9 protein-coding genes are annotated in these 10804 nt (G+C 70.2%); 6 read left to right on the plus strand and 3 right to left on the minus strand.

Going from position 1 to position 10804, the window contains the following annotated elements; translation table 11 throughout:
- Nucleotides 1-43 precede the first annotated feature (43 nt).
- Nucleotides 44-1951 (plus strand): malto-oligosyltrehalose trehalohydrolase, encoded by a 1908-nt coding sequence (treZ, locus tag J2S22_RS15355; RefSeq protein ID WP_307155845.1) that lies wholly within the window; start codon nucleotides 44-46, stop codon nucleotides 1949-1951.
- Nucleotides 1952-1973: 22 nt separating this feature from the next.
- On the opposite strand, the gene J2S22_RS15360 is transcribed toward treZ, so the two are convergent.
- The 3 genes from J2S22_RS15360 to J2S22_RS15370 all read right to left on the minus strand — a co-directional run bounded on the left by J2S22_RS15360 (nucleotide 1974) and on the right by J2S22_RS15370 (nucleotide 5167).
- Complete coding sequence (locus J2S22_RS15360) at nucleotides 1974-3494, minus strand: ADP-ribosylglycohydrolase family protein (RefSeq protein WP_272775541.1); 1521 nt, start codon at nucleotides 3492-3494, stop codon at nucleotides 1974-1976.
- A gap of 211 nt (nucleotides 3495-3705) precedes the next feature.
- The gene (locus J2S22_RS15365; protein WP_272775542.1) at nucleotides 3706-4701 is read right to left on the minus strand and encodes an SLAC1 anion channel family protein; all 996 of its coding nucleotides are present in this window, start codon (nucleotides 4699-4701) and stop codon (nucleotides 3706-3708) included.
- 103 nt (nucleotides 4702-4804) lie between these two features.
- A complete protein-coding gene (locus J2S22_RS15370; protein ID WP_272775543.1) occupies nucleotides 4805-5167 on the minus strand; it encodes a hypothetical protein in 363 nt (120 codons plus the stop codon).
- A 196-nt stretch (nucleotides 5168-5363) separates the two neighbouring features.
- Here J2S22_RS15370 and J2S22_RS15375 point away from each other — a divergent pair, with 196 nt between their 5' ends.
- The 5 genes from J2S22_RS15375 (at nucleotide 5364) to J2S22_RS15395 (ending at nucleotide 10797) form a co-directional block, all read left to right on the plus strand.
- Nucleotides 5364-5672, plus strand: a complete 309-nt coding sequence (locus tag J2S22_RS15375) for an HU family DNA-binding protein (protein ID WP_272775544.1) — start codon at nucleotides 5364-5366, stop codon at nucleotides 5670-5672.
- 226 nt (nucleotides 5673-5898) lie between these two features.
- On the plus strand, nucleotides 5899-7110 hold the full coding sequence (locus J2S22_RS15380) for a GTP-binding protein (protein WP_272775545.1): 1212 nt from the start codon (nucleotides 5899-5901) through the stop codon (nucleotides 7108-7110).
- 287 nt (nucleotides 7111-7397) lie between these two features.
- On the plus strand, nucleotides 7398-7913 hold the full coding sequence (locus J2S22_RS15385; RefSeq protein ID WP_272775546.1) for a MotA/TolQ/ExbB proton channel family protein: 516 nt from the start codon (nucleotides 7398-7400) through the stop codon (nucleotides 7911-7913).
- Nucleotides 7910-8329, plus strand: coding sequence for a DUF2149 domain-containing protein (locus J2S22_RS15390; RefSeq protein ID WP_272775547.1), 420 nt, complete (start codon nucleotides 7910-7912; stop codon nucleotides 8327-8329). The genes J2S22_RS15385 and J2S22_RS15390 overlap by 4 nt, the downstream gene beginning before the upstream one ends.
- Before the next feature lie 8 nt (nucleotides 8330-8337).
- Complete coding sequence (locus J2S22_RS15395; RefSeq protein WP_272775548.1) at nucleotides 8338-10797, plus strand: TonB-dependent receptor family protein; 2460 nt, start codon at nucleotides 8338-8340, stop codon at nucleotides 10795-10797.
- The last annotated feature ends 7 nt before the right edge of the window (nucleotides 10798-10804 follow it).

Consider the following 10804-nt stretch of genomic DNA (forward strand, 5'->3'; position numbering starts at 1 on the left):
CCGGCGAACGGCGGAACTTCCTCTCGGCACGGGCGGTCGGATCTTGGCACAATCACTCTTCTCACCGGCACGAGGCACCGCCGCGGCCGCTCTCCGCGCCATGCCGATCGGCGCCGAGCCGCAACCGGGCGGCGGCGTTCATTTCCGCGTCTGGGCGCCGCTGCCCGACACGATCGTCCTGGTGGTCGACGGCATCGCCCACGAGCTCGCGGCCGAGGACGGCGGCTATCGCTCGGCGTTCGTCACCGACGCGCGGGTCGGATCGCGCTACGGCTTCCGCCTCGATGGTCACGAGACGCCGCTGCCGGATCCCGCCTCGCGCTCGCAGCCGGACGGACCGCACGGCCTCTCCTGCGTCGTCGATCCATCCGCCTATCGATGGCGCGACGAAGCCTGGCGCGGCGTGCGCGGCGGCGATCCCCACGTGATCACCGAGATCCACATCGGCACCTTCACGGCCGAGGGGACGTATGCGGCGGCGTCGGCAAAACTGCCGCTGCTGAAGGAGGTCGGCATCACGGTGATCGAACTGATGCCGGTCGCCGAGTTTCCCGGCCGCTTTGGCTGGGGCTACGACGGCGTCGATCTGTTCGCGCCGACCCGGCTCTACGGTACGCCGGACGACCTGCGCGCCTTCGTCGACACGGCGCACGGGCTCGGCCTCGGGGTCATCATGGACGTCGTCTACAACCACTTCGGGCCGGACGCGAACTATCTGCCCTGCTTCTCGAAGACCTACCTGACCGGCCGCTACGACAACGAGTGGGGCGACGCGATCAACTTCGACGGCCCGGGTGCCGCACCGGTGCGCGAGTTCGTCCGCGAGAACGCCGCCTACTGGGTGCGCGAGTTTCACCTCGACGGGCTGCGGCTCGACGCGACCCAGCAGATCTTCGACGCCTCCGAGATCAGTATCGTCGCCGAGCTGACGGCGGCGGCGCGGACGGCGGCGGGGGGGCGCAGCGTCCTCGTCGTCGCCGAGAACGAGCGGCAGGAGGCCCGGCTGGTGCGCCCGCGCGAGCAGGGCGGCGACGGGCTCGACGGCGTCTGGCACGAGGACCTGCACCACACCGCGCATGTCGCGCTGACCGGTCGGGCCGAGGCCTACTACTCCGACTACACGGGCTCGGCGCGCGAACTGCTCGCCTGCGTCAAGCACGGCTTTCTCTACCAGGGGCAGCGCTCGACCTGGCAGAAGAAGCCGCGCGGCATGCCCTCCCTCGACCTGCCGTCGCACCAGCGCATCACGTTTCTCGAGAACCACGACCAGGTGGCGAACTCGGCCTTCGGCCGGCGGATGGTCGATCTCGCCGACGTGGCGCGACTGCGCGTTCTGACGGCGCTGCTGCTGCTCGGGCCCGGCACGCCGATGCTGTTTCAGGGCCAGGAGTTCTTCTCGTCGACCCCGTTCCTGTACTTCGCCGACCACAAGCCCGATCTGGCCGCGGCCGTGCAGACCGGCCGGCGCGCGTTCCTGATGCAGTTTCCGAGCGTCGCCGCGGTCGAGACGGACCGGCCCGGGGCGCCGGAGACCTTCGAGAAAAGCCGGCTCGACTGGGCCGAGCGCGACCGCAATGCGCAGGCGCTGGCGCTGCATCGCGACCTGATCACGCTCCGCCGCGCCGATCCCGGGTTGTCGACCTACGAGCGCCTCGACGGGGCCGTGCTGTCCGATGATGCCTTCCTGGTACGCTTCTTCTGCGGAGGCGCCGTCGCGAGCGCCGACCGCCTCCTGATCGTCAATGTCGGGCGCGAGGTGGCGCCGCGAATCGTCCCGGAGCCGCTGCTGGCCCCGCCACCCGGCCGCGACTGGCGGATGCTGTGGTCGAGCGAGGACGCGGCCTATGGCGGCGACGGCGCGCGCTCGCCGCTCGCCGCCGACGGGGCCTGGGTGTTTCCGGGCCGCACCGCCGTGCTGATGGAGGCGGTCCCGGTGGTCGACCGCGCCTGACCGGCGGGGTCGATCGGACCCTCTACTGGCCGCGGCGTCCAGACGCCTGATCGAGGCGCGTGACGGTCGCCGACGGTGCGCGGATCGAATGCTCGTGCAGGGCGGCCGACCGGCGCTCGATCTCGTCGCCCCAGGCGAGCTTCTCCCGCCAGTCCGACGGGATGCCGTCGACGCCGTAGAGCGCGCCGGCGAGTTGGCCGGCGACCGCCGCCGTGGTGTCGGCGTCGTAGCCGAGATTGGCGGCGGTGAGCACGGCGCTGCGGAAATCGTGACTGCGGGCGACGCTCCAGATCGCCGCCTCCAGCGTATGGGCCACGTAGCCGGTGGAGCGGATGACGTGGCGCGTCTCGCCCCGCCACGAGCCGTTCATCACGGCCGCGATCGGACCGACCAGGCCGTCGCCGCGGGGCCGGAACACGACCGAGGGCGGGGCGCCCGCGATGGCGTCGGCCAGCATGGCCGCGAAGGCCGCGCAGGCATCCAGCGTCGCCGGCGAGGCGTGGGTGGTCTGGCTCTGGCCGCGGGCGGCCGTCTCCAGGGTGGCGGGCTCGTTCCACCAGCGGATGGCCACCGGAGAGAGGCGCATCAGCGAGCCGTTGCCGGCGATCTCGGGCGACGGCGAGCCGGCGAGTGGATCGCCGCTGCGCTGCCAGGTCTCGATCGCTTCGCGGGTGGCGTTGCCGATGTCGAAGCAGATGCCCGTGCAGGAGTAGCGGCCGGTCCGGTACCACGCCTCGAAGCGCCGCATCAGGTCGGCCTCGTCGAGACGGCCGCGCTCCAGGAGGCTGTCGGCGAGGGCGAGGGCCATCGCGGTGTCGTCGGTCCACTGCCCCGGCGCCAGCCGGAACGGCCCGCCGCCGACCATGTCGGTGATGCGGGGAAAGGTGTCGCGCACCTCGAACTCCAGCGTGGTGCCGATCGCATCGCCGACCGCGAGGCCGACCAGGGCGCCGATGGCGCGGCGTTGCACGGCCTGCTCGTCGATGCCCGGCTTCGCCTCCGCGGCATGCCGCTGGGCGCGCACGAAGCGCTCCTGCTCGACGGTCGCGATCGCGCCTGGCCGCGCGCCCCGCACCGCCCGGATCGCCTCGTCCGGCGCGACGCCGAGCTCGATCATCAGGCGCGCCGCGATGGTGCCGGCGCGGCCGAGCCCGCCGCGGCCGTGGACGACGATGTCGAAGCCGCGCCGCAGCAGTCCGCGCAGCGCCTCGCCGACCCGGAGCCACTCGCGCTCGAAGCGCACGTCGGGCACCGAGACGTCGGCGATCGGCAGGTGGAACCAGCTCATGTGCCGATCCTCGGTCTCCGGCCCGAGCCGGGAGACATCGAGGTCCTCCATCTCGCGCGGCTCGATCAGCGTCACCAGGGCGGCGGCGCCCCAGTCGCGGATGGCGTCGAGGTCGACGGCGAGGTCCCGGAACCACTCGCCCGTGACCGACTCGGCGTCCTTCTTGCCGGGGCAGAACGTGATCCCGATGCGGCCGAGGCCGGCGCCCGGCTGGACGGCACCGATGAGCAAAGGATGGGTGACGGAGGTCCGCATGGGCGCTCCCCTGGGCCGGAACACGGCTGTGTGATGGTACGAACGAACCATCGAAGACGAGCCAAGGGGCGATTTCCTGAGCCAGCGCAAATTTCCCGGATATTTTTGCCTGCGCCGTGGCCGTCGAGCGCCCGGACGGGACGGCATCCCGCGCCCGGCCCCGGGGGGCCGGACGCGGGACTCGCCGCGGGCGCGGGCGGGAAGGGCGAGGTCAGTGCTCCGGCTGGCAGATCGCGCCGGCCGCGATCGCCCGGACCGTCGCCACCACCAGGATGGCGATCACCACGGCGAGCACGCCGTAGAGGGCGACGAAGAGGCCGGTCGCCGCGGGGGGGCGGCCGAGCGCGTCGGCGTACACCGAGGCGGCCGTGGTCAGGGCCGCGATCGGGAACGAGTAGGCCCACCAGGAGAGCGCGAATCGGATGCGAGCCATCTGGCCGATCTTGGTCGCGACCAGGAGGAACAGTCCGAGCCCGGCATAGAAGAACAGCCGGCCGAAGCCGTCGAGGGCGCCCCCATTCAGCTTGGCGTAGGCGAGGAAGCCGACCGCCGGCGGCGCCACCAGGATCATCAGCGTCGGAAGCAGGCGATCCGGCAGCGGATTGTGGAAGACCAGCCGGTTGAACACCAGGGTGAGCAGCACGATCCAGAACATCACGCCGAAGGAGAAGAAGAACCAGCTCACCTCGACATGGCCGAGCGGCACCCCGGCGAGCGGGACGATGATGTTGCCGACCGCCGGGATGAACCAGGCCGGATTGAGGTGCGGCGGCTCGAACGGACGATGCCCGATCCAGGTCGAGAGAATCACGAGGCTGAAGGTCAGGTGCAGGGCGGCGCCGACCATCCAGAAGCCGTCGGCGAGCCGCGGGTCGAGCGGCAGCGCGATCAGCGACAACAGCAGCAGCGAGATGCTGATGGTCGGAAAGAAGCTCAGGCGGACCGGATGATGCCATTCGGCGACGACGGCCTCGCGGTGGCGGGCGAGCTTGATCGCGTAGAGACCGGCGACCGTCACGAACAGGCCGGAGGCCAATCCTCCGAGCACCAGGCTCGCGACGGGACGGGCGCCGAGCAGGAGCTCGAGCCGGTGCGTCGCGATCGCCAGCCCAGCCGTGCCCATCACGGTCGCGAAGAAGCTGACGGGAAAGTGCTCGAGGCGGCGAGCCGTCACCTGCGGGGCGGCTTCGGCGGTGGTGTCGCTCATCGTGGTGTCTCTCCGGACCTCTCCGGATCGCAGCAAAACTCGTTCCAGTCGTCCGGCGGTCCGGGTCTTGTAATGCAGCCGGGGGCGTTCGTCTGTGACGATGTCACCAGCCGCCGGCGGGCGGCTCGATCTCCGGCGACGGCACCAGCGTGAGTGGCATTGCGCCGATCAGCGCCGCCCGGCGGGCCTCGGCCCGCGCGGCGGCGGCGAGGCTCTGGCGCCGCGTCGCCGTGTTCGAGCCGGACACGACGATGCCGCCCAGGATCGCCGTGATGGCCCCGACCAGCACCGGGGCATCGCCGCGCCACAGCCCCAGCAGCGCGCCGGCGAGGGCGAGCCCGCCGAGCCCGATCGCCGCGCGAGCCGCCATGACGATCTTGCGGCAGCCCTCGGCGATGTCGCTCAGCCGCTCGATCTCGTCTTCCAGGCGAGCGATTTCGTCCGCCGGTGCTCGCTCCTCTGACACTCCGATCCCCTTCGTACGCCGTCGCGGTGGGGTGACGAAGCCTTATGCCACGGACCCGGGCGGCGCCGCGAGCCCCCGGCGGCGCCGTCGCGGCGGTGGAAACACGCGTGCCGCGCGGTACTTTGCGCGTGGCCTCGATCCGCGAATCGGATAATTGGGGCGAGACTTGTAAGCACAGTGACGAGGAGCAATCCCGATGGCGAAAGCCGCTACGTCCAAGCCTGCCCAGGCGACCGTGACGCTGAAGCATCTCGCGGCGACGATCGCCGGAAACCACGAGCTCGCGAAGAAGCAGTCCGAGGCGATCCTCAGCGACATGATCGGCCTCGTGACCAAGCACCTGAAGAAGGGCGATCGCATCCGCATCAGCGGCCTCGGCATCCTCCAGGTGAAGAAGCGGGCCGCCCGCATGGGCCGCAACCCGGCCACCGGCGAGGCGATCAAGATCAAGGCGAGCAAGAAGATCGCCTTCCGGGCCGCCAAGGAGCTCAAGGACGCGATCTGACGCGTTCGGCTCCGGCGCGCCGCAGCGCGAGCGATTGCGAAGGCCTGCCGTCGACCGACGGCGGGCCTTCTCGTTTTTGGCCCCGGGATTCAGGCCCCGGCAGTGGGTCCGCGCGGAGGTCGTCCCCCTCCGCGCCGCGACCGAAGGGCGGAGATCAGGGGCACGGCTTGTGTCGGAGAGGCAATTGCGCTAAAGAAAAGAAACGATATAACATTGCAGATGCCCCATGACCGACACGCGTCTCCCCGTCACGGTCCTGTCCGGCTTCCTCGGGGCCGGCAAGACCACGCTGCTCAACCATGTCCTCAACAATCGCGAGGGCCGCCGGGTGGCGGTCATCGTCAACGACATGTCCGAGGTGAACATCGACGCCGACCTGGTCCGCGAGGGGGCGACCCTCAGCCGGGCCGAGGAGAAGCTGGTCGAGCTTACCAACGGCTGCATCTGCTGCACGCTGCGCGACGATCTGCTGCGCGAGGTGCGGCGGCTCTCCGCCGAGGGACGTTTCGACTATCTGCTGATCGAGAGCACCGGCGTCTCCGAGCCGCTGCCCGTCGCGGCGACCTTCGAGTTCCGCGACGAGGCGGGTGAGAGCCTGTCAGACGTGGCCCGGCTCGACACCATGGTCACGGTGGTCGACACCATTCACCTGCTCAAGGACTATTCCTCCACCGACTTTCTGTCCGACCGCGGCGAGACTGCGGGTGAGGACGACGAGCGCACGCTCGTCAACCTGCTCGTCGAGCAGATCGAGTTCGCCGACGTGGTGGTGATGAACAAGGTCTCGGACGCCACCTCGGCGCAACGCGAGGCGGCGCGCAACATCGTGCGGGCCCTCAATCCCGATGCGCGGCTGATCGAGGCCGACCACGGCCGCGTCGCCCCCGAGGCGATCTTCGATACCGGACTGTTCGACTTCACGCGCGCGCATCAGCATCCGCTGTGGTTCAAGGAGCTCTACGGCCACGCCGATCACGTGCCCGAGGACGCCGAGTACGGCATCACCAGCTTCGTCTGGCGGGCGCGCCGGCCGTTCGTGCCGGAGCGTTTCGACGAGTTCCTGCAGACGCCGCTCCCCGGCGTGATCCGGGCCAAGGGGCACTTCTGGCTGGCGACGCGCCCCGACTGGGCGGGCGAGTTCAGCCTCGCCGGCGCCATGGTGGCGACCCGCGGCCTCGGCCTGTGGTGGGCGGCGGTGCCGCGCAAGCACTGGCCGTCCGACGGCGAGGCGCTGGAGCGCATGCGGGGTCGGATGGATCCGGTCTTCGGCGATCGCCGGCAGGAGCTGGTGTTCATCGGCACGCTCGGCACCATGAACCGCGCGCGGATCTCCGCCATGCTCGAGCGTTGCCTTGTCGAGACCGAGAACTTCGTGCCGGACGTCTGGGAGATCCTGCCCGATCCGTTTCCGGCCTGGGGCGCACAGCGGGCCGCTTGAGCGACGCCGGGCGCGGCCTCGCGCGTTCGCCCGGCCCGCCGCGGCGAGATACCCGGCGAGAACCCCTCGGCGATCACGGTGGCCGCTGCAGGCGGCCGCCGTCGTCCGGCGCCGGTCACCGGGGCTGGTGCAGGGGCGCAACACCCGGACCGGAACCGACGGGACAGGGGATTAGACCGTTGCAATACGGTCGCAAACGAAATGATATAACATTTATTAATGATCGGGCCCCCGCTGTAGAGCACAGGCCGCGCACGCGGTCGGGCGGGGACCCGGCGGAGTCGCGAATGTCCGTCTTCATGCAGCTCTCCGAGCTGCTTCTCACCCCCGTCCAGCTCGCCATCCAGCTTCTCTTCGTCCTCTCGCTGTTCGAGAGTGGCCGGCTGATCGTGCAATGGGCCCTTCGGCTGCGCGGCCGTCGCGGCTTCCGCACCCCACCCATGCAGGGCTTCGGCGCGCTCGGAGGCGGCTATCCGCTGGCGCGGCGCTTTGCCGAGGATCCGTCGCTGACGCTCGACGAGCTCGACGTCGCCGCCATGCGGCAGCTCGAGCTGATCCGGGTGGCGACCCGGGTGACGCCGATGCTCGGGCTCATCGCCACCCTGATCCCGATGGGTCCGGCGCTGGTCGCGCTCACCCGCAACGACGTCGCGCAGATGAGCGAGCTCTTGCGCTCGGCCTTCGCCGCCGTGGTGCTGGCGCTCGCCGCCGCCTGCCTGTGCTTCTGGATCGCCTCGGTGCGGCGGCGCTGGTGCGCCGAGGAGCTGGTCGCGGTGAAGCGGCGTATCGAGGCAAGGCCATGACGCTGCGCATCCTGGAGGAGGACGAGGAGCTCGACCCGATCCTCTCGGTGGTCAATCTCGTCGATGTGTTCCTGGTGATGATCGGCGCGCTGATGATGATCATCGCCGTCAACCCGCTCAATCCGTTCGCTTCAGAGACGGCGGTCGCGGTGAAGAACCCGGGCCGGCCGGACATGCAGATCGTCGTCAAGGACGGCGAGAAGATCGAGACCTACACGTCCACGCAGCAGATCGGCAGCGGCGAAGGCGTGCGGGCCGGCATCGCGTACCGGCTGAAGGACGGCTCCTTCGTCTACGTGCCCGAGACCGCGTCGCCCGGCGCCCCCGCATCCCCGCCGCCTCGGACCGTGCCCACGCCCACGTCGCGTGGCGCTGCTGCGCCCGGCCGTCCCGTTTCGCCATCGCCGTCACCCTGAGGACCTTCATGCGTCACCACAGCGCGTCCCTGTCGAGGGCTGTCCTGCTGTCCACCGTCGCGGCGCTGCTGCCGTGCGTCGCTGTCGCCCAGACGGCCGATCCATTGCCGGCGGCGCCCGTCTCCGGAGCCGCGAGCGCGAGCGAGCCGGTGCTGCTCGAGACCGTGGTCGTCACGGTGCCGCGGCGGAGCCCGGCGCCGGCACGCTCCGGCAGCGGCCGGGGCTCATCCGCCGGAGCACCGGCCACGGCGGTGGCGCCCGGTCCGGCGACGGCCGAGGGGCCCGTCCAGGTCAATCCGCCGCCCTTCGCCGTGCAGGCGCGCCGCGCGCTGCGGCGCCCCGGCGCCGAGTCGGTCGTCTCGGTGACGCAGCAGGACCCAGGGACGCGGTCCAACCTGCGTCAGGTGCTCGACGAGGTGCCGGGCGTGCTGATCGGCCAGCGCGGCGGCGAGAACAGCCAGGGCTCGATCTCGATCCGCGGCAGCGACACGTCGCAGGCCGGCCCCCGCGGCGGCCGCGGCGTGCGCGCCTTCGCCGACGGCGTGCCGCTCGGCCGCCTCGTCACCGGCGTCACGCTGCCGCTCCTGGATCTGAAGGCGACCGACTACATCGAGGTCTATCGCGGCGCGAGCAGCCTGCGCTACGGCGCCCTCGCCACCGGCGGCGCCATCAATCTCGTCTCCAAGACAGGCCGCACTGCACCGGGCGCGACCATTTCCACCGCGGTCGGCAGCAACAATTTCCGCGAGAGCCAGATCGAGCTCGGCGGCTTCAAGGACAAGTACGACTGGTACTTCCAGGTCAACGACCATTTCGACAGCGGCTACGAGCTCCACTCGCGCAACTACGCGCCGCGCTTCAGTGGAAATTTCGGCTGGCAGCCGACCGAAGCGATCGAGAACCGCACCTATGTGGCGGTCGGCAAGAACCTGCAGGAGCTGCCGACCGCGGTTCCGCTGAGCCAGCTCTCCCTCTACCGCCAGTCCGGCTTCGATCCGAGCAAGACCTCGTTTCCCTACGACCTGCGGGCGAACTACGAATATCAGCGGGTCGTCAACAAGACCGTGATCCGGTCCGACACGACCTCGGTCGAGATCGCCCCCTACTTCCTGCGCTCCGCCTTCGACCATCTGCCGAGCACGGCGGCCGGCATCCAGGATGTGACCTGGACGGACTACGGCGTCTCGCTGCGGGTGGAGAACCGCAACGAGCTGATCGGCCGCCCGACCGAGCTGGTGTTCGGCTATCGGCCGACCTACGAGGACGCGAGCTACAAGACCTATCAGTGGGCCAAGGGCTCGTCCGGCTCCACCAAGGCGTCGCTCGTCTACGACGACGCCTTCCACGCCTGGTTCCACGAGGGCTACGGCGAGGCGGCGGTCGAGGTGATGCCGCGCGTGAAGCTGTTCACCGGCGCGCAGGCGTTCTGGACCGACCGCAACTACCATGACAGCTATTCAGGCCCGAAGATCGCGTCCGGAACCGAGGCGAGCCCGGCGCTCGGCATCGGCGTCGGGCCGGGCTCGTCGAACGGCCTGCGCAACTACGAGCGCGAGTTCTCCGCCTTCAATCCGAAGTTCGGGGTGAACTGGGAGTACGTGCCGGAGCACTTCGTCTACGCCAACTACGCGCGCAGCACAGAGGTGCCGAACGCCGGCGACATCAGCTCGCTGCTGACGCTGCAGCAGACTGTCAACGGCATGCGGCCCGGCACCCTGAACATGATCGACGATCTCGCGATGCAGCGCGCCTGGACGATCGAGCTCGGCGTGCGCGGCGGCTGGGACCGCTTCCGCTACGACGTCGCCGTCTACGACATGCGGCTGAACGACGAGATCCTGTCGGCCTGCGCCCTCAACTTCATCCCGCTGGCGAGCTTCACGCCCGCCCAGCGAGCACAGCTGCGCGGACAGTTCGCCTGCAGCAACGCCAACAGCCTCGTCGCCTTCAACGTCGACAAGACTCGTCGCACCGGCATCGAAGCCGGGTTCAAGACGCGCCCCATCGTCGACGTGCTGGCGTCGCAGGACCACGTCTATCTCGACATGGTCTACACCTATATCGACTCGCGCTTCGTCGACGATCCGACCTTCGGCGACGCGCAGCTTCCGCTCACCCCGCGCCACCAGGCCTACGCCGAGCTCGGCTATCGGCATCCGGCCGGCTTCTTCGTCGCCGGCAACATCCGCTTCGTCGGCGAGCGCTGGACCACGTTCGACAACTCGGGCGGCGACGCCTTCGTGGTGCCGGCCTCGACCCTCTACGGCGCCCGCATCGGCTGGAAGGCGCCCGACAGGTCGTGGACGCTGTGGGCCGAGGGCCGCAACCTCACCGACGAGGCCTATGTGAGCGATTTTGCCCCGCTCCTGCGCTCGGCCGACGCGCCGACGACGCCGGGCGGCACGCCGTTCGTCTATGCCGGCGCCGGTCGTGCCTTCTATGTCGGGTTCAGCAAGACCTTCAATTGAGGTCGCG

Source organism: Rhodoplanes tepidamans (assembly GCF_030813915.1).
In the GTDB taxonomy this organism is placed as follows: domain Bacteria; phylum Pseudomonadota; class Alphaproteobacteria; order Rhizobiales; family Xanthobacteraceae; genus Rhodoplanes; species Rhodoplanes tepidamans.

What these genes read in the sequence shown, in the direction of transcription:
- J2S22_RS15360 (WP_272775541.1), bottom strand. Translation starts at nt 3,494, where the DNA reads ATGCGGACCTCCGTCACCCATCCTTTGCTCATCGGTGCCGTCCAGCCG.
- J2S22_RS15365 (WP_272775542.1), bottom strand. Translation starts at nt 4,701, where the DNA reads ATGAGCGACACCACCGCCGAAGCCGCCCCGCAGGTGACGGCTCGCCGC.
- J2S22_RS15375 (WP_272775544.1), top strand. Translation starts at nt 5,364, where the DNA reads ATGGCGAAAGCCGCTACGTCCAAGCCTGCCCAGGCGACCGTGACGCTG.
- J2S22_RS15380 (WP_272775545.1), top strand. Translation starts at nt 5,899, where the DNA reads ATGACCGACACGCGTCTCCCCGTCACGGTCCTGTCCGGCTTCCTCGGG.
- J2S22_RS15385 (WP_272775546.1), top strand. Translation starts at nt 7,398, where the DNA reads ATGTCCGTCTTCATGCAGCTCTCCGAGCTGCTTCTCACCCCCGTCCAG.
- J2S22_RS15390 (WP_272775547.1), top strand. Translation starts at nt 7,910, where the DNA reads ATGACGCTGCGCATCCTGGAGGAGGACGAGGAGCTCGACCCGATCCTC.
- J2S22_RS15395 (WP_272775548.1), top strand. Translation starts at nt 8,338, where the DNA reads ATGCGTCACCACAGCGCGTCCCTGTCGAGGGCTGTCCTGCTGTCCACC.